Here is a 16,427-nt window from a genome sequence, read left to right as displayed (position 1 = left end):
CACGCCCGGCGGCGCCGTGCCTCAGTAATGTCCGTGGCGGGGGAAGGAGGCGAGCATCGCCACTTCCACCAGCAGCATGAAGATCGTGCCGCGGGCGCCGAACAGCAGGCTGGAGATCGCCAGCAGTCCCAGGGCGATCGCCACCAGCTGGCGGCGCCGGCGGAGAGCGGCCCGGCCCCTGGCCAGCCACGTGGCCGCCAGCGCGCCCTGGCCGAACAGCAGGCCGAGGAAGACGTTGTCGCTGCCGTCGAAGTCGGTGGTGGCCGCCAGTCCGGCGACCTCGTGGCCGGCCGTCCAGGCCCCACCCCAGGCGAATGCGACCGCGCCCAGCACGGCCAGGGCCCAGGCCCATGCGGGAGCCCGCCGGGTGTGGCGCCTGTCATCCGGGGAACCGCCTGACGGACCGGCGCCATAGGCCTGCCCGTCTCCCGCGACGCGCGGAGATGCTGTGTGCATGAAAACCCCATCCGTTGGTGGTCCCCCGTGGCAGCCATGCTCTACGACTCCGGCCTATCGCGGTATCGGGTTTTTCTGACGCCCACGTCCGGGGCACGTTCTTGGCATCCGCCTCACCACGATGAATCCCGCCTGCCCTGTGGCCGCTTGGATACGCGGTTTTTCACCGCGGTTTGCGGGTCGATGCGGAAGCCTGAGGTCCACCGAAAACGGAGGACCTCCCATGAAGCTTTCCAACCTGTCCGTGCTGGCCGCCCTGCCGCTGATGGCCGCTTCCGCCCTGGCCAGCGCCCAGACCCATGGCCCGCAGGACGAGGGTCGCCGCTTCAGCGACGGCAGCCGCGTGGTCTGCGAGAAGGTCGAGGTCGCCCGTTCCAGCAAGGATCCCAACCGCATCGCCGGCACGGCTGCCGGTGCGGTGATTGGTGGCCTGATCGGCAACCAGGTCGGCGGCGGCAACGGCAAGAAGCTGGCCACGGTCGGCGGCGCGGTCGCCGGCGGTGCCGTCGGCCGCAATGTCCAGGGCAACAGCCAGGAGAGGAACGGCGAGCGCGTGGTCGAAACCCGCTGCGAGCGCGTCTGGCGCTAAGGCGCCCGCCATCCATCAAACCCAACGGCCGCCTTCGGCCACCGCAGGAGCAAGTGATGTCCACCCCCGAGGAACTCGAACGCAAATTCTGGAAGGCGCTGAAGTCCGACATGACCGTGATGCTTGGCGTGGACGGGCTGGAGGACGGGCACACCCGGCCGATGACCGCGCAGCTGGAGCACGAGTCGCATGGCCCGATCTGGTTCTTCACCTCGATCGACAATGCCCTGGTGCGCGACCTGGCCAGCCCCCGGCGCGCCACCGCTGCGTTCGTGGCGAAGGGCCATGACCTGTTCGCCAGCATCGGCGGCCAGCTGTCGGTGGATACCGACCGCGCGGTGGTCGAGCGGTTGTGGAATCCGTTCGTCGCCGCCTGGTACACCGGCAAGGACGATCCCAAGCTGGTCCTGCTGCGCCTCGATCCGGACCAGGGCGAGGTGTGGCTCAACGAGAACAGCATGCTGGCCGGGGTGAAGATGCTGATGGGCATCGACCCGAAAAAGGATTACAAGGACAAGGTAGCCAAGGTCGATCTGGGCTAAGCCAGCCAGGTTGAAATGGGGGCGGCGGGAGGCGCGATTGGGGCCTCCCGCTGTTTGTTTGGGATCCGCCTTGAAGAAACCTGCACCGGCGTTTCTCTCGGCGTACACGGGGACTACTGCTTCTGAGCGCCCCTGCGCCTTGACCAACCGGTGATCAGCGCTCAGGCAAAACCGCCGACACCGGGTTGCGCGCCCGGAACACCGGTAGTGAGCCCTTGGTGCTCGCAGGCCGCCCCGTAGGTTCGGGCAACACGGCAGGAAGAAAGGCCCCGCAGTGCGGGGCCTTTCCGTGTGCGCACGGCCAGCGGCGCTTAACGCCGCACGTCACCATCCGAGGGCCACAGCCGCTCGGCGCTGTCCCAGGCATCGCGTACCGCGTCGCGTGCTTCGTTCCACTCCAGGCGCGAGGTGCCGCGGGCGGTGTCCCAGCCATGCTCCAGCTCGCGCTCCAGCTCCGCGTCCCAGACCCGGCCGTGCAGGTTGCTGCGGGCGCGGGTGCCGTAGCGGTAGGCGGGGCGATAGTCGGTGTAGTCGTAGTCGGTGAGGTAGTAGTCGGCGGCTTCGTACTGGTCGGCGTAGTAGCCGTCGGCGGCCTCGTAGGCGCGGTAGGTGCGGTCGGAACGGTCGAAGGCGTCCTTGACCGCATCGCGGGCCTGCTCCCAGGTCAGGCGCGAGGTGCCGCGCGAGGTTTCCCAGCCGCCACGCACTTCCGCTTCCAGATGGTCGTCCCAGCGCCGGCTGCCGGACTGCTCGCGCACTTCCAGGCCGTAGCGGTACGCCGGGGCGTAGTCGCTGTCGTAGTCGAAGTTCGCATCGGTATACGGGCGGTTGGCGTACTCGACGCGCCAGTACTCGGCCTCGCCGGTGGGATCCAGGCGCTCGGCCACCTGCTTGCCGGCCGCGGCCCCGGCGATGGCGCCGACCGCGCCACCGACCAGGGTGCCGATCGGACCGAAGATGGAGCCGACGGCAGCGCCGGCCACGGCACCACCGGTGCCGCCTACGCCGACGCCGACCGGATGGGCGCCGGGGGCGCCGGTCACCGGATCACGGTTGAGGTCGCGGGGTTCGTTGCTCATGTTTCGTCTCCGGCAATGGCCCCGTGGGGCGGGTGCGCACACCTTTGCAAAGCGGTTGTTTAGCGTCCGTGTGGCTGGTGTCAGCCATGCATGAAGGATTGGCAACCGCGCGCGGATCCATGACTTCGGGCACTGCGGCCGGCGCCGGGGGCGGCGCAGGATCGGGCGACCAACCAACGGAGCCAGGCCGATGTCCCGATGCGCCGCTTTGCTGCTTTGCGCCTGTGCCCTGTTGCCGGTTCCATTGCTGGCGGCCGAACCGCCGCGCGAGGTGTCCGAACGGGTGGCCGCGACCATCGAGGCGTCGTACTTCGACGCCAGCGAGGGGGCGCGGATCGCCGGCGAGCTGCGCCGCGCCACTGGATTCGGCGCGTTCGACCAGCTGGCCGATCCGCGCGAACTGGCCACCGCACTCAGTGCCCGGCTCAGGCCGATGGATCGCCACTTCGCCGTACGCTGGTCGCCGCCCGGCAAGGAACCGGCTGGCCCGGTGCGCGGGCCGGTACCCGACCCGGCCAGGAGCAACTTCGGCATCCGCAAGGTCCAGCTGCTGCCGGCCAACGTCGGCTACCTGGAGCTGGGCTATTTCGCCGATATCGACTTCGACGATCCGGCCGACCCGGCGCGCAAGGCGATCGATGCGGCACTGCAACTGCTGGCGCACGCCGACGCGGTGCTGGTGGACGTGCGCGACAACGGCGGCGGCTCGCCGGCGATGGTCGGCTATCTCTCCAGTGCCTTAGTCGAGCATGGCTCGGACATCTACAACACCTTCCGCTGGCGCGAGGGCGGCGCTTCCGAGGCTCCCCCGCAGGAGTACCCGGCGCCGCGCACCACGATGCCGCTGTACGTGCTGACCAGCGGCCGTACCGGATCGGCGGCCGAGGCCTTCGCCTACACCCTGGGCAACGCGAAGCGCGCGGTACTGGTTGGCGAGCGGACCGGCGGCGCGGCCAATCCCGGCCGGCCGTTCGACATTGGCGGCGGCTTCAGCGTGTTCGTCTCCACCGGCTCGCCGGTCAGCCCGATTACCGGGCGCAACTGGGAAGGCACGGGCGTGCGGCCGCAGGTGGAGGTCGAGTCCAGCGAAGCCCTGGGTCGCGCGCAGGAACTGGCGCTGGCGCAGCTGCTGGAGGACGGCAAGGGTGGCGAGGCCGCGCGCTGGGCACTGGAAGCCCTGCGCAACCGCGCCCCGGCGCCGGACGCGGCGACCAGGCAGGCGCTGGCCGGCGACTACGGCACGGTGCGGATCGAGGCACTGGCCGACGGGCTGCAGCTGCGCGTGGGGCGGCGTCCGCCGCAGCGGCTGCGCGCGCTGGAGGGTGGGCTGTTCCATTTCGAATCCGATCCCACCCGGCGGGTGCGCTTCGACCGCGGCGCCGGAGGCGTGCCGGTAGCGGTGGAGCTGCTGTGGGCCGATGGCGACATCGCCCGCCACGTACGCGGTCCGGCCCAGGAATAAGCAGGCCATGCGCGGGGGCTGGCCTAGAATGTCGGCCCCCACGTATTGCAAGGAGTACCCATGGCCACCTACCTGATCACCGGCGCCAACCGCGGCATCGGCCTGTCGCTGGCGCAGCAGTTGCGCGCCCGCGGCGAGGACGTCATCGGCGTCTGTCGCCAGTCCAGCGAGTCGCTGCGTGCCACTGGTGCCGAGGTGGTGGACGGCGTCGACGTCTCCGACGCAGCCGCCGTGGCCGCGCTGCCGGGCCGTCTGCAGGGCAGGCGCATCGACGTGCTGGTGCTCAACGCCGGCATCTTCACCAACGAGACCCTGGATGCGATGGATGCCGACGCGTTCACGCGCATCCAGCGCCAGTTCGAGGTCAACACCCTGGGCCCGCTGCGGGTGGCCGCGGCGCTGCAGCCGCTGCTGGCCGACGGCGGCAAGGTCGGGATCATCACCAGCCGCATGGGCTCGGTGGCCGACAACGGTTCCGGCGCCTACTACGGCTACCGCGCCTCCAAGGCGGCGGTGAACGCGATCGGCAAGTCGCTGGCGGTGGACCTGGCGCCGCGCAACATCGCCGTGTTCCTGCTGCATCCGGGCCGCGTGGCCACCGACATGCTCGGCGGCCACGGCGATATCGGCCCCGACGAGGCCGCGTCCAACCTGGTCGCGCGCCTGGACAGCCTGGGCCTGGCCGACAGCGGCAGCTTCTGGCACGCCAACGGCACGCCGCTGCCCTGGTAAGCGGGACCGCAGGCGAACTGCAGATACAGGGACGCCGGCGAAAGCCGGCGTCTTCGTCTGGGACCTTGGTCCCGTGCGTGGCGGAGGTTTGAGGATCAGCCGCCGAACCCCGGGCTCGACTGGCCGGGACGCGGCGGTTCGGTCTCCTCGCCGTCGATCGTTCCGGTCTCGGACATGCCACCGAGACTAACCACGTCGTTGCCGGCGCTGGCCTGGGCCGGGGTGCCGAGGTCCTCGCTGCGCGGATCGCCGTGCGGCGGGGTGGTGCCGCCGTCATCCTGCCCGGTCTGGCTATCCCAGCTGTCGGCCTTGTGGCGCTTCCAGGCCTTGTAGGCGACCACGCCGAGCGCGGCGACGGCTACGGTGCGCATGAGTCCCATGGTGCAGCTCCTGTGTCGTGGGGAAGGAGCTGCGAGGTTGGCTGTGGCGCGGTTATCCGCGCGTGACCCGGCGGTGCATGCGATGTCACGGCGCGCGTCCGGATGAACACCAGCCGGAAAATGTTCATCCACTCGACATGCGTTTCATGGCCGGCGGCGCAGTCTCGCGCGTATCCCCCATGACGGTATGCACCCATGACCAAGCCCCTGGAAACCCACGACGAACGCCAGTCCGCCTATCGCGGCGACGGTCCCGACGCCGATCCGACCGGCCACGGCCGCAACGACCCCTCGGCCGAACTGCCGGAGCAGCGCAGCGACGAAGGCTTCCATCCGCGCGGCCACGGCAAGGGCGGAAGCCTGGGCGAGGGCGAGCCGGGCGACCAGCCGCAGCGTGACGGCAGCACCCAACCCAACTTCGGCCAGAGCGGCAGCTACGGCCAGGCCGGTGGCAAGGCTTCGACCACCGATGGGCTGGACAAGGCCGGCAACCCGAAGGATCGCGCCACGGACGACGGCAGCGACGCCGGCTGAGGTCGCCCTCATGGAACGCGCAGGCAAGGATCGCCCCGCGCCGTTGCCGGGTTTCGGCGTGCTGACGGCCAATATCCACATGGGCTTCGACATGCTGCAGCGTCGCTTCGTGCTGCCGCGGCTGCGCGAGGCCATCCGTCGCGTGGGTGCGGACATCGTATTCCTGCAGGAAGTGCAGGGCCGGCACGCGGACCGCGAGCGGAGCGTGCACCAGTGGCCGGAGACGCCCCAGTACGAGTACCTGGCCGATACGCTGTGGCCGCAGTTCGCGTATGGCCGCAATGCGGTCTACCCGCACGGCCACCACGGCAATGCCCTGCTGTCGCGGTTGCCGATCGTGCGCCACGACAACCACGATGTTTCCGTGGCCGGGCACGAGAACCGCGGCCTGCTGCATTGCGAACTGGAACTGCCGGGCCATCCGCAGCACCTGCACGCCATCTGCGTGCACCTGGGACTGCGCGATGCGCATCGGCGCAGCCAGGTCGGACTGCTCGGCGCGCTGCTGCGCGAGCAGGTGCCGGCCGACGCGCCGGTGGTGGTCGCCGGCGATTTCAACGACTGGCGTGGCGCCGCCCATCGCCAGCTGCTCGACTGCGGCCTGGTCGAGGCCTTCGAACAGCAGCGCGGGCGGCTGGCGCGCAGCTTCCCGGCCCTGCTGCCATTGCTGCCGCTGGACCGGATCTACGTGCGTGGCCTGCAGGTGCACGAGGTCGCCACCCCACGCGGCCGGCCCTGGACGCGGCTGTCCGACCACCTGCCGCTGCATGCGCGGCTATCGGGGGAAGCGGCATGAAGCTGCGCTGGCACAAGGGCAACAGCGTGCGCCTGCTGGAGAACGGCGAGGGTTTCTATCCGCGGGTGTTCGAGGCGATCGAGGCCGCGCGCAGCGAGATCCTGCTGGAGACCTTCATCCTGTTCGAGGACGAGGTCGGAAGGGAGCTGCAACAGCGCCTGGTGGCCGCCGCCCGGCGCGGCGTGCGCGTGTCGATGCTGGTCGATGGCTACGGCACGCCGCCGTTCTCGGACGGGTTCCTCGCGCCCATGGCCGAGGCGGGTATCGAGGTGCGCAGCTTCGATCCGGGCGCGCAGCCGATGGGCATCCGCCTCAAGCTGTTCCGGCGCATGCACCGCAAGCTGCTGGTGATCGATGGCGCCACCGCCTTCGTCGGCGGCATCAACTATTCGGCCGACCACCTGCTGCGCAGTGGGCCGGAGGCCAAGCAGGACTATGCGGTCGAGGTCCGCGGTCCGGTGGTGGGCGATATCCACCGCTTCGTGCTGGACCAGGGCGTCGGGGACGCCCAGGGCGATGCGACGGCTGCCAGTGACGCCCAGGGGGCCGCCGAGACCGCATTCATCGTGCGCGACAACCAGCGCCACGGCACCGATATCGAGCAGGTCTACCGCGAGGCCATCCGTGGCGCGAAACGGCGGATCGTGATCGCCAACGCGTACTTCTTCCCCAGCCATGGCTTCCTCACGGACCTGCGTGGGGCCGCCCGGCGCGGCGTGGACGTGCGCCTGATCCTGCAGGGCGAGCCGGACATGCCCTCGGTGATGATGGCCGCGCGCACCCTGTACCGGCAGCTGATCGGCGACGGCGTATGCATCCGCGAGTACTGCACCCGCCCGTTCCACGGCAAGGTCGCGGTGGTGGATGACGAGTGGGCCACGGTTGGATCCAGCAACCTGGACCCGCTTAGCCTCTCGCTCAACCTCGAAGCCAACCTGGTGGTCCGCGACCGCGGCTTCAACGGGGAACTGTCGGCCTCGCTGGAACAGCTGTGGATGGACCATTGTGAGGAGGTGACGCTGGAAGGCTTGGACCAGCGCCCGCGCTGGCCGGTACCGCAGGTGCTGCTCTACCACGTGCTGCGCAAGTTCCCCCGCTGGGCCGGCCTGCTGCCGGCACACACCCCGCGCACCGTGACGCTGGCTTCGGGCGGGCAGGCCCCGGAGCGGGCAGCCAGCACGCTGGCCAGCCCAGGGCACTGACAAGTCCCGTCCTTATGGGAGAGGGTAGGGATCCCGACATGCCAAGAGTGATGGGGTTTCCGGTCGGTGAGCCATGAACGAGCTCCTGCTCTTCCGAATCCCGAATCACCAATCACCAATCACGAATCACGAATCCCCAATCACCAATCACCAATCACCAATCACCAATCACCAATCACCAATCACGAATCACGAATCTCCAATCCCCGCTCCATCACATCTCCCCGATCCCAAGGTCGAAAAAGATCCACAGCAGCAGCGCTCCAAGCACCACTGCGCTGCCGATGATGATGGCCATGATCCGCAGCGGGCGGCGGGAGTTCGGGTTGGTCATCCTTCGTCTCCGCGCGGGGTGTCAGGCGGCGCGGCGTCCTCGCCGCGGGCGCAGGGTTCGCCTTCCGGGCTGCCAGCAACGAGGCCGGCTTCCACCAGCATGCATTGCAGGCGCTGCGTGATGTAGGCCTCGTGCTCGGCGGGCGCGTTGCGGGTAAGCGGGGCGGAGGCTTCGGCGAAGCGCTCCAGTGCGGCGGCTTCGTCACCCTGGTCCTTGAGGCCCGGGATCAGCTGCTCCAGCCGCTTCAGTTCGGCGTCGATGGCGGCTTTGTTGTCCATGCGCTGGATTCTCCGCGCGCGCTCGTCACGGCAGTGTCAGGGTTGCGGCCGTTACTTAACGAGGTGCATGCGCGCTTCTTGCCGGCGGGTTAATCCGTGCATGCCGACGATGGACGCTGTCTATCACTACAGGAGCCTTGCCATGCGTATCGGCGATGTCATGAGCCGCGATGTCTGCGTCGTTTCCCCGTCCACCTCGTTGCAGGAGGCTGCCCGGCAGATGGCGGCGCGCGACGTCGGCTGCCTGCCGGTGGGCGAGAACGACCGCCTGGTTGGCATCGTCACCGACCGTGACCTCGTGTTGCGTGGGATCAGCGAAGGGCTCGGCGCGAAGGCCGAGGTACGCGAGGTGATGACCCCCGAGGTGAAATACTGCTTCGAGGACGAGGACCTGGACGAGGTCGCCGCCAACATGGCCGGCCTGGAGAAGCGTCGCCTGCCGGTGTTGAACCGTGACATGCGCCTGGTCGGCATCGTCTCGCTGGCCAATTTCGCCCACAGCCACGACCCGCAGGCCTCGCAGGAGCTGCTGCGTGGCGTGGCGCGTCCGCACTGACCGGGAGGATGCACATGACCCGTCCGATGATCCTCGTCGCGTCCATGGCGGCCGCATTCTCGCTCGCGGCCTGTGGTCGCGACGCCGGCCCGGAGACCACCGACGGTGGCACCATCCAGGCCGCACATACCGTTCCGGCTGCCCCGGCGACCGCCAGCGCCGATAGCAGTGGGATGCCCACGGCTGGCGCTGGGGCGGCCGGTGCCGCCTCCGCCGACGCTGGCTCCGCCTCCGCCTCCGCTTCCGCCGCCGCTTCCGCCGGCTCCGGCTCCGGCGATGGCGTCGCCTCGCCCGACCGCTATCCCGCCGCACAGCGCACCTGCGTGGCCGAAGTCGCGCGTCTGTCCAGCACGCCCGAGAACGAGCTGGTGGTGACGGGTACCGCTCGCACCCAGGCCGGCGTCGAGGTGCGGGTCCAGCGCCAGGAGCTGCGCAGCGCCTGGACCTGCCAGACCGATGCCCAGGGCGAGACCCTGCTGGGCGTGCAGGACGGTCGCGCCGCAGGCTGAGGGTGGATACGTGGCGTCCTGGTCCGGCTGGATCCGGCTTGATCCGGATCAAGGACGCCACGCCGGGCACGGCCGACACTTGCCAGACGTTGGTAAGGAGGCAATGCCATGTACACGCATATCCTGGTTCCGACCGATGGTTCGCCGCTGTCCGACCATGCCCTGGAGCAGGCGCTGGGGCTGGCCAAGGGCCTGGGTGCACGCATCACCGTGCTGACCGTGATCGAACCCTTCCAGGTGGTGGCCTACGAGCCCGAGCAGGTCGCCGCCACCCGCGATGCCTACGAGAAGTACGCCCGCGAGGAGGCCGCGCGCCGCGTCGCGCACGCCAACGAACTGGCGGCCAACTCGGGGGTGGCCTTCGAGGTCGTATCGCTCAGCGCCGACGATCCGCACGAGGCCATCATCCAGACCGCGCGCGAGCGTGGTTGCGACCTGGTGGCGATGGCCTCGCATGGGCGGCGTGGCATCAAGGCGCTGGTGCTCGGCAGCGTCACCGCCAAGGTGCTCACCCATTCCGACCTGCCGGTGCTGGTGTACCGGCCACCCGTCAACTGACCTGCAGCGGCACGTCGTCCGGTCCCTCTCTCTCCGGATCCCTCGGCCGGGCGACGTGCCAGGTTCCTGCTTTCGCGCGCCAACCGGCGCGCGCTTTTTTTCCGATGATCCGATCGCTCTATCTCGCAGGCCCCGATGTCTTCCGCCCGGACGCCACCCGTCGCGGGCAGGAACTGAAGGCGCTGTGCGCGCGCCACGGCTTCGAAGGCCTGTTCCCGCTGGACCAGGACGTGCCGGCGGACATCACCGATCCGGCCGGGCAGGCGGCGTGGATCTACCGCAACAACATCGCCCTGATCGAGCGTGCCGACGCGGTGCTGGCCAACCTCGACTTCTTCCGTGGCCCGGAACCGGACAGCGGCACCTGCTTCGAGGTCGGCTACGCGGTGGCCAAGGGCAAGCCGGTGTACGGCTACATCCCCGAGCAGGGCAGCCTGGCCCAGCGCATCCGCCTGCGCCATCCGCAGGCCATCGGGGGCGACGGCCTGCTCGACGTGCATGGCTGGAACATCGAGGAGTTCGGGCTGCCGCTGAACCTGATGCTCTCGGTTCCCGCACCGCTGGTGGTGGGCGATGCCGGGGTGGCACTGGCCCATGTCGCGCGCCTGCTGCGCGCCGGCTGAATCAGCGCCGCGTCGCCAGGACCCCGTCCAGCGCAAGTTCGGCGCGGAAGCCGGCCTTCTCCAGGCGCCTGGCCACCTCGCGCGGCACGTCGCGGCCGCTGGTCAGGCGGTTGGGGCTGCCGGTGTAGTGGAACAGGCGTCCGCCGCGGCGCAGCACCCGCGCCAGCTGGCCGTAGAACTCCTGCGAGTACAGCTCGCCGGCGATGCCGAAGCGCGGCGGATCGTGCAGCAACGCGTCGAAGGAGGCATCCGGCAGGCCGGCGATCTCCTTGGAGACGTCACCGTGGTTCAGTTCCAGGCGGCCGCCGGCCTCGGGCGACTCCGGGTCGGGCGACCACGGGTTGAGGGTGCGCAGCCACAGCACGCTCTCGTTCTTCTCGAACGAGACGATCCGCGCCACCCCGGCCTCCAGGCAGCATGCGGCGAAGTAGCCCAGGCCGCCACAGGTATCGAGGATGCTGCGGCCGCGCGGCTGGACCAGGGCGACCTTGCGCCGGGCGTCCTCCAGCGGCGACTCCTTCGCGGTGGGCAGCATCTTGATGCCGTCGATCTCGAAGGTCGGCGCGCCCCAGGGCGTGGGCACCAGCTTGATCAGCGAGCCGGCGTAGCGCGAGACCGGTTCCCAGTCCTGGCCGTCGAACCAGTAGATGGTCCGGTCGCGGAGCTTGCCCGGGTAGGGCCAGTCGCGGCCGCCCCAGCTCCAGGCGCCGGCACCGGGGACGACCGGGGTGCGGCTGCGGCCCAGGTCCAGCGACAGCTCGCAGGCGTCGGCGCCGGCGTCGCGGGCCTTCAGGAGGGCCTGGGCGAGGTCGAGGGTAAGCAGGGGGGCCGGGGCGCGGGACATGGAGGGGCGGGGGCGGGCCGCAGTTCGGGCGGGGCATCGTAACCGGAGGGCCGGGGGCCTGCAGCGCACGGGGGGATGCGCGCCGGGGCGATCCGGTCAAGAATGGCGCCCTGGGGGCCGATAGAGACATACGTGGCCGGGCACTTCGCCGGAAGGCGGGGTTTGCCCCGTGCCGAGTCGCGTCGACCCGCCGTTCCGACGAGGCCATGCAGGATTGCAGGGATGACGATGCAGGATCCCACCGCGATGCCGTCCAGCGACGCCGAGACCCTGCGCGCATCGCGGCTGGCGCCCGGAACCTGGGCGCTGCTGGTGCTGCTGGCCGGGCTGCTGTGCACGGCCGAGGCCGTCCGCCGCGAGATGGGCTCGGTCCGGGCCGACATGCGCGCGATGCAGGTCTCGATGGCCGGCTTCGCCCAGGAGCGCCTGCGCGCCGACCTCGACCTGGCCGCCCAGGCGCTGCGCGCGATGCAGACCGTGTTCCTGGGCAGCGACCACGTCGACCAGGCCATCTTCGACCGCTACCAGCAGAACCTGCGCGCCAACGAGCGCATGCACGGCCACGTGGTCACGGCCTTCGCCCGCCTGCACCCGGGCCCGTCCTATCCGTACGAGCTGGTCACGCCGATGGCCGGCAACGAGATGCTGATCGGCTTCGACAGCAGCTCCCAGGTCGAGAACCTCAAGGCGTTGCAGCGCGCCCGCGACACCGACACGGTGGCCATGTCCGCGCCGTTCCACCTGGTGCAGTTCAAGGACCGCCCGGGCCAGCCGGTGCTGGGCGTCACCGTGCGCCTGCCGGTGTACAGCCATGGCGCGGCGCCGGCGACGGTGGCCCAGCGGCGTGCCCGGGAGATGGGCGCGCTGGCCATCAGCCTGCGCCTGGAGCCGATGGTGCGCGGCGCCCTGGAGGGCTGGATCCTCGAGTTCATGCACGTGGAGCTGTGCGACCCGGACGTGCCCGGCGAGGCCGGCGTGATCTACGCCTCCGAGCCCGGCCTGGTGGCGCCGGCGGATGCCGAGGAGCGGCGGATCATGTTCGGCGGGCGCCAGTGGCACCTGTCGATGTGGCCGCGCGCGGGCAAGACCAGCTACACCAGCGTGCTGATGGTGGGCCTGACCGGCACCGTGATCAGCCTGCTGCTGGCCCTGCTGCTGTGGACCCTGGCCAACACCCGCCGGCGCGCGGTGGAGATGGGCCTGCGCATGGGCGAGCGCTTCGGCGAGAGCGAGGCCCGCTTCCGCGCGCTCAACGAACTGCTGCCGGCGCTGGTGCTGCTGGCCGATGCGCGCGACGGCACCATCGCCTATGCCAACCAGGCCGCGCGCCGGCAGCTGGGGGTGGCCGGCGGCGAGCCGCTGCCCTCGCTGTTTGCCGACCCGGCCCAGGGCCGTGACGCGCTGGAGATCGCCAGGGCCGGCGGCGACTGGAGCGGGCGCGAGGCGCTGATCGTGCCGGGCGCCGGCGAGCCGTTCTGGGCCCATGCCTCGCTGGCGCGGGTGGAGGTCGACGGCATCCCGCACCTGCTGATGGTGGCCAATGACGTCAGCGAGCAGCGCAAGCTGACCGAGCGTCTCGGCTACCAGGCCGCGCACGACGAGCTGACCGGGCTGTACAACCGCCGCGAGTTCGAGCGCCGCCTGCAGAAGGCGCTGGCCACGCTGGAGAAGGATCCGTCGGCCAGCTTCGCCGTGCTGTACATCGACCTGGACCAGTTCAAGCTGGTCAACGACCTCTCCGGGCACATGGCCGGCGACCAGCTGCTGGTGGAGCTGGTCCACGCCATGCGCGAGCAGCTGCGGCCGCAGGACCTGCTGGCCCGCCTCGGCGGCGACGAGTTCGGCCTGCTGGCCCCGGCCACCGGCGCGGCCCAGGCGCGCGCGCTGGCCGAGCGCATGCGCGACTGCATCGAGAACGTGGTGTTCCCCTGGGAGGGCCGCACCTACACCGTGAGCGCCAGCATCGGCGTGGTGGTGGCCGGGGAGACGGGCGCGACCCTCAAGGACATCCTGGCCTGGGCCGACAGCGCCTGCTACCAGGCCAAGGAGAACGGCCGCAACCGCGTGCACATCTACCGCGAGGACGTGGACACCACCCGCCGCCAGGGCGAGATGGAGTGGGCCACCCGCCTGCGCCGCGCGCTGGAGGAGGACCGCCTGCTGCTGGACTACCAGGAGGTGGTGCCGCTGGCGCCCGAACCGGGCGACCACGCACCGCGCCTGGAACTGCTGCTGCGCCTGCGCGACGAGGACGGCAACGTGGTCATGCCGGGCGCCTTCCTGCCGGCGGCCGAGCGCTACGGACTGATGCCGGTGATCGATCGATGGGTGATCCGCACCGCGCTGGCCAACGCCAACCGCCTGCATCCGCGCGGCGCCGAGCTGCGCACCTTCGCCATCAACCTTTCGGGCGCCAGCATCGAGGACCAGGGCCTGGCCGACTACATCCTCGGCTGCATCGCCGAGTACCGGGTCGAGCCGCGGCGGGTGTGCCTGGAGATCACCGAGACGGTGGCTGTGCGCAACCTGCGCCGGGTGGTGCCGGTGATCGAACGCCTGCGCGCGGCCGGCTGCCGGATCGCGCTGGACGATTTCGGCGCCGGCATGTCCTCGTTCGGCTACCTCAAGAACCTGCCGGTGGACATCATCAAGATCGATGGTGCCTTCATCCGCGACCTGGAGACCGATCCGGTCTCGCGCATCATCGTCAGCGCCATCGCCCAGATCGGCCACCAGCGCGGCCTGCGCGTGGTCGCCGAATGGGTGGACGACCCGCGCATGCTGCCGCTGCTGCGCGAGCGCGGCGTCGACCTGGCCCAGGGCTTCGCCCTGCACCGGCCGGAACGGGTGGTGTTCCAGCGCGATCCCGTGCGTCCGGCAGGCTGAGCCGCGCCCGCGTCCCGACCACCGGCATGGACAGTCGTGCCGTCCGCTTGCCACCATGCCGGCGGGGAAAACAGACGGGGAAAGGGAATGCGCGGACTGGCAAGGATGGCTGCCGCCCTGGCGGCGGGATGGATGCTTGCGTTTGCGGCCGGCGCCAGCACGGCCACGGTGGACCTGGAGCCCTACCTGCGGCGTGACAGCTACGAGCGGGTGAAGATCTCGCCGGATGGCGCGTACTTCGCGATCACCGTGCCGATGGAGGACCGCACCGTCCTGGCGGTGGTGCGACGCAATGACCTGCAGCCGACCGCCAAGGTCGCCGGTGGCGTCGGCTCGGAGGTCGACGATTTCTGGTGGGCCAACAACGAGCGCGTGGTGGTGTCGATGGCGCACCGCTACGGTTCGCGCGACCAGCCGGGCGTCATCGGCGAGCTGCATGCGGTCAATGCCGACGGCAGCTACGCCAAGCTGCTGGCCAGCCCGTACGGGCTGCAGGAGAGCAATCCGCTGGTCTCGCACCTGCGCTACGAGCTGGAGGGATCGGTGTTCATGCTCGACCCGATGCCCACCGAGCGCAACTTCATCCTGGTGCAGTCGGTGGCGCAGACCAGCGATCCGGTGTCGCAGATCGAGCGGCTCGACCTCTACACCCGGCGGCGCACCCACCTGGCCTCCGGGCCGCTGCCGTATGCCTCGTTCACCACCGATGTGGACGGCCAGGTGCGTTTCGCCCACGGCGTCGGCCGCGACAACTCGAACAAGCTCTACTACCGCGAGGACGACAAGGCGAAGTGGCGCCTTGTCCATGACGAGGCCACCGCCAAGGTACGCGCCTTCGCGCGGGGCTTCACCCCCGATGGCCGCCTGGCCTACCTGCAGATGGAGCACAGGGAGGGGCCGGATTCGCTCGGCACCTGGGACCCGGAGACCGGCGAATACACCGAATTGCTGCGCGACGAGGTGGTCGAGCCGCTGCACATCATCCATGACCTCGACGGTCGCACCCCGATAGGCGCCGCGTACATGACCGACCGGGTCCGCTACCGTTTCTTCGACGAGCAGGCCCCCACCGCCCGCCTGTACCGGATGCTGGAGAAGGCCTTCGAGGGCGATGCGCTGCGGATCACCTCGGTCACCGCCGATGGCCGCGAGGCGCTGGTGTACGTGTACAGCGACCGCAACAACGGCGACTACTTCCTGTTCGACACCGTCTCCCGCAGCGCCGAGCGGGTGGCCAGCCGCCGCAGCTGGTTCAGGCCTTCCCAGGTGCCGCATTCGCGCTTCGTGGGCTTCAAGGCGCGCGATGGCCTGGAGCTGCACGGCTACCTGACCGAGCCGAAGGACGGCGCCGAAGGCCCACGGCCGATGGTGGTGTTGCCGCACGGCGGCCCGTTCGGGGTCCAGGACCGCTGGGGGTTCGACGACGACGCCCAGGTGCTGGCCGAGGCCGGCTACGCGGTGCTGCGGGTGAACTACCGCGGCTCCGGTGGCTACGGGCGCGCGCACCAGCTGGCGGGCGCACAGGAATGGGGCGGGGCCATGCAGGACGACCTGGCCGACGCGACCCGCTGGGCCATCGACCAGGGCATCGCCGATCCGCGGCGCATCTGCATCTACGGCGCCAGCTACGGCGGCTATGCGGCGCTGATGGGCGTGGCGAAGGATCCGGACCTGTACCGCTGCGCGGCCGGCTATGTCGGCGTCTACGACCTGCCGATGATGCACCGCGACGCTTCCAGGCGCGGTCGCGTCAGCCGCACCTGGGCACTGGACTGGATGGGCGCGCGCGAGGACCTGGAGCAGCTTTCGCCGGTGAACCTGGCGGACCGGATCAAGGTGCCGGTGTTCCTCGCCGCCGGCGGCGCCGACGAGCGTGCGCCGATCGCGCACAGCAGGCAGATGGAGAAGGCGCTGCAGAAGGCCGGCGTGCCGGTGGAGACCCTGTACTACCCGACCGAGGGCCACGGCTTCTACACGATTGAGCACCGCCGCGAGTTTTACGCCCGGCTGCTGGCCTTCCTCTCGCGGCACCTGGGCGGCAAGCCGGCCGGCTGAGCCGCGGAAGCG

Annotated in this window: 18 protein-coding genes; 13 read left to right on the top strand and 5 right to left on the bottom strand. The window is 70.3% G+C overall.

The genetic code is table 11. The features are described 5' to 3' along the window. Positions 1-21 precede the first annotated feature (21 nt). On the bottom strand, positions 22-456 hold the full coding sequence (locus PSESU_RS13565) for a hypothetical protein (RefSeq protein WP_013536362.1): 435 nt from the start codon (positions 454-456) through the stop codon (positions 22-24). 223 nt (positions 457-679) lie between these two features. On the opposite strand from PSESU_RS13565, the gene PSESU_RS13560 reads away from it, so the two are divergent. Both PSESU_RS13560 and PSESU_RS13555 read left to right on the top strand, forming a co-directional pair. Beyond that, a complete protein-coding gene (locus tag PSESU_RS13560; RefSeq protein WP_013536361.1) occupies positions 680-1,045 on the top strand; it encodes a glycine zipper 2TM domain-containing protein in 366 nt (121 codons plus the stop codon). A gap of 56 nt (positions 1,046-1,101) precedes the next feature. After that, complete coding sequence (locus PSESU_RS13555) at positions 1,102-1,587, top strand: pyridoxamine 5'-phosphate oxidase family protein (protein WP_013536360.1); 486 nt, start codon at positions 1,102-1,104, stop codon at positions 1,585-1,587. A 311-nt stretch (positions 1,588-1,898) separates the two neighbouring features. On the opposite strand, the gene PSESU_RS13550 is transcribed toward PSESU_RS13555, so the two are convergent. Next, entirely contained in the window at positions 1,899-2,666 is a 768-nt protein-coding gene (locus tag PSESU_RS13550; protein WP_013536359.1) for a glycine zipper domain-containing protein, read from the bottom strand. A gap of 190 nt (positions 2,667-2,856) precedes the next feature. Here PSESU_RS13550 and PSESU_RS13545 point away from each other — a divergent pair, with 190 nt between their 5' ends. Together PSESU_RS13545 and PSESU_RS13540 are read left to right on the top strand one after the other, a co-directional pair. Then, the gene (locus tag PSESU_RS13545) at positions 2,857-4,128 is read left to right on the top strand and encodes a S41 family peptidase (RefSeq protein WP_013536358.1); all 1,272 of its coding nucleotides are present in this window, start codon (positions 2,857-2,859) and stop codon (positions 4,126-4,128) included. 60 nt (positions 4,129-4,188) lie between these two features. Beyond that, positions 4,189-4,860 (top strand): SDR family oxidoreductase, encoded by a 672-nt coding sequence (locus tag PSESU_RS13540; RefSeq protein ID WP_013536357.1) that lies wholly within the window; start codon positions 4,189-4,191, stop codon positions 4,858-4,860. A gap of 95 nt (positions 4,861-4,955) precedes the next feature. Here PSESU_RS13540 and PSESU_RS13535 read toward each other — a convergent pair whose 3' ends face one another. Continuing rightward, the gene (locus PSESU_RS13535; RefSeq protein WP_233275229.1) at positions 4,956-5,231 is read right to left on the bottom strand and encodes a hypothetical protein; all 276 of its coding nucleotides are present in this window, start codon (positions 5,229-5,231) and stop codon (positions 4,956-4,958) included. A 204-nt stretch (positions 5,232-5,435) separates the two neighbouring features. Between PSESU_RS13535 and PSESU_RS13530 the strand changes: the two genes are divergently transcribed. Genes PSESU_RS13530 through clsB form a run of 3 tightly spaced genes read left to right on the top strand, consistent with a single transcriptional unit; the run spans position 5,436 to position 7,772 of the window. Continuing rightward, on the top strand, positions 5,436-5,774 hold the full coding sequence (locus PSESU_RS13530) for a hypothetical protein (RefSeq protein ID WP_013536355.1): 339 nt from the start codon (positions 5,436-5,438) through the stop codon (positions 5,772-5,774). Between the two features lie 10 nt (positions 5,775-5,784). Next, positions 5,785-6,570, top strand: a complete 786-nt coding sequence (locus PSESU_RS13525) for an endonuclease/exonuclease/phosphatase family protein (protein ID WP_013536354.1) — start codon at positions 5,785-5,787, stop codon at positions 6,568-6,570. Continuing rightward, positions 6,567-7,772, top strand: a complete 1,206-nt coding sequence (gene clsB, locus PSESU_RS13520; protein WP_013536353.1) for a cardiolipin synthase ClsB — start codon at positions 6,567-6,569, stop codon at positions 7,770-7,772. The genes PSESU_RS13525 and clsB overlap by 4 nt, the downstream gene beginning before the upstream one ends. A gap of 330 nt (positions 7,773-8,102) precedes the next feature. Here the strand turns inward: clsB and PSESU_RS13515 are convergent, their stop codons facing one another. After that, complete coding sequence (locus tag PSESU_RS13515) at positions 8,103-8,384, bottom strand: hypothetical protein (protein ID WP_013536351.1); 282 nt, start codon at positions 8,382-8,384, stop codon at positions 8,103-8,105. 142 nt (positions 8,385-8,526) lie between these two features. On the opposite strand from PSESU_RS13515, the gene PSESU_RS13510 reads away from it, so the two are divergent. From PSESU_RS13510 to PSESU_RS13495, 4 genes are all read left to right on the top strand, one after another. After that, positions 8,527-8,940, top strand: a complete 414-nt coding sequence (locus tag PSESU_RS13510) for a CBS domain-containing protein (protein ID WP_013536350.1) — start codon at positions 8,527-8,529, stop codon at positions 8,938-8,940. Between the two features lie 14 nt (positions 8,941-8,954). After that, the gene (locus PSESU_RS13505) at positions 8,955-9,449 is read left to right on the top strand and encodes a hypothetical protein (RefSeq protein WP_013536349.1); all 495 of its coding nucleotides are present in this window, start codon (positions 8,955-8,957) and stop codon (positions 9,447-9,449) included. 108 nt (positions 9,450-9,557) lie between these two features. After that, positions 9,558-10,007, top strand: a complete 450-nt coding sequence (locus tag PSESU_RS13500) for a universal stress protein (protein WP_013536348.1) — start codon at positions 9,558-9,560, stop codon at positions 10,005-10,007. A 104-nt stretch (positions 10,008-10,111) separates the two neighbouring features. Then, positions 10,112-10,630 carry a nucleoside 2-deoxyribosyltransferase gene (locus tag PSESU_RS13495; protein WP_013536347.1) on the top strand — a complete coding sequence of 173 codons (519 nt, stop codon included), beginning with the start codon at positions 10,112-10,114 and terminating at the stop codon, positions 10,628-10,630. 1 nt (position 10,631) lies between these two features. Here the strand turns inward: PSESU_RS13495 and PSESU_RS13490 are convergent, their stop codons facing one another. Next, on the bottom strand, positions 10,632-11,474 hold the full coding sequence (locus PSESU_RS13490; RefSeq protein ID WP_013536346.1) for a class I SAM-dependent methyltransferase: 843 nt from the start codon (positions 11,472-11,474) through the stop codon (positions 10,632-10,634). Between the two features lie 222 nt (positions 11,475-11,696). On the opposite strand from PSESU_RS13490, the gene PSESU_RS13485 reads away from it, so the two are divergent. Continuing rightward, a complete protein-coding gene (locus PSESU_RS13485; RefSeq protein ID WP_013536345.1) occupies positions 11,697-14,360 on the top strand; it encodes a bifunctional diguanylate cyclase/phosphodiesterase in 2,664 nt (887 codons plus the stop codon). 132 nt (positions 14,361-14,492) lie between these two features. Next, positions 14,493-16,415 carry an alpha/beta hydrolase family protein gene (locus PSESU_RS13480; RefSeq protein ID WP_233275228.1) on the top strand — a complete coding sequence of 641 codons (1,923 nt, stop codon included), beginning with the start codon at positions 14,493-14,495 and terminating at the stop codon, positions 16,413-16,415. Positions 16,416-16,427: the final 12 nt, after the last annotated feature.

Origin of the sequence: Pseudoxanthomonas suwonensis 11-1, assembly GCF_000185965.1 — a bacterium.
GTDB classification, from domain to species: Bacteria; Pseudomonadota; Gammaproteobacteria; order Xanthomonadales; family Xanthomonadaceae; genus Pseudoxanthomonas; species Pseudoxanthomonas suwonensis_A.
This window is presented reverse-complemented; position numbering and strand designations above follow the sequence as displayed.

Bases quoted from the DNA above. Each gene is read 5' to 3' on its own strand.
- PSESU_RS13490 (WP_013536346.1), bottom strand. From the start codon at position 11,474: ATGTCCCGCGCCCCGGCCCCCCTGCTTACCCTCGACCTCGCCCAGGCC.
- PSESU_RS13565 (WP_013536362.1), bottom strand. From the start codon at position 456: ATGCACACAGCATCTCCGCGCGTCGCGGGAGACGGGCAGGCCTATGGC.
- PSESU_RS13525 (WP_013536354.1), top strand. From the start codon at position 5,785: ATGGAACGCGCAGGCAAGGATCGCCCCGCGCCGTTGCCGGGTTTCGGC.
- PSESU_RS13530 (WP_013536355.1), top strand. From the start codon at position 5,436: ATGACCAAGCCCCTGGAAACCCACGACGAACGCCAGTCCGCCTATCGC.
- PSESU_RS13495 (WP_013536347.1), top strand. From the start codon at position 10,112: ATGATCCGATCGCTCTATCTCGCAGGCCCCGATGTCTTCCGCCCGGAC.
- PSESU_RS13485 (WP_013536345.1), top strand. From the start codon at position 11,697: ATGACGATGCAGGATCCCACCGCGATGCCGTCCAGCGACGCCGAGACC.
- PSESU_RS13480 (WP_233275228.1), top strand. From the start codon at position 14,493: ATGCTTGCGTTTGCGGCCGGCGCCAGCACGGCCACGGTGGACCTGGAG.
- PSESU_RS13550 (WP_013536359.1), bottom strand. From the start codon at position 2,666: ATGAGCAACGAACCCCGCGACCTCAACCGTGATCCGGTGACCGGCGCC.
- PSESU_RS13505 (WP_013536349.1), top strand. From the start codon at position 8,955: ATGACCCGTCCGATGATCCTCGTCGCGTCCATGGCGGCCGCATTCTCG.
- clsB (WP_013536353.1), top strand. From the start codon at position 6,567: ATGAAGCTGCGCTGGCACAAGGGCAACAGCGTGCGCCTGCTGGAGAAC.
- PSESU_RS13535 (WP_233275229.1), bottom strand. From the start codon at position 5,231: ATGCGCACCGTAGCCGTCGCCGCGCTCGGCGTGGTCGCCTACAAGGCC.
- PSESU_RS13545 (WP_013536358.1), top strand. From the start codon at position 2,857: ATGTCCCGATGCGCCGCTTTGCTGCTTTGCGCCTGTGCCCTGTTGCCG.
- PSESU_RS13560 (WP_013536361.1), top strand. From the start codon at position 680: ATGAAGCTTTCCAACCTGTCCGTGCTGGCCGCCCTGCCGCTGATGGCC.
- PSESU_RS13515 (WP_013536351.1), bottom strand. From the start codon at position 8,384: ATGGACAACAAAGCCGCCATCGACGCCGAACTGAAGCGGCTGGAGCAG.
- PSESU_RS13555 (WP_013536360.1), top strand. From the start codon at position 1,102: ATGTCCACCCCCGAGGAACTCGAACGCAAATTCTGGAAGGCGCTGAAG.
- PSESU_RS13540 (WP_013536357.1), top strand. From the start codon at position 4,189: ATGGCCACCTACCTGATCACCGGCGCCAACCGCGGCATCGGCCTGTCG.
- PSESU_RS13500 (WP_013536348.1), top strand. From the start codon at position 9,558: ATGTACACGCATATCCTGGTTCCGACCGATGGTTCGCCGCTGTCCGAC.
- PSESU_RS13510 (WP_013536350.1), top strand. From the start codon at position 8,527: ATGCGTATCGGCGATGTCATGAGCCGCGATGTCTGCGTCGTTTCCCCG.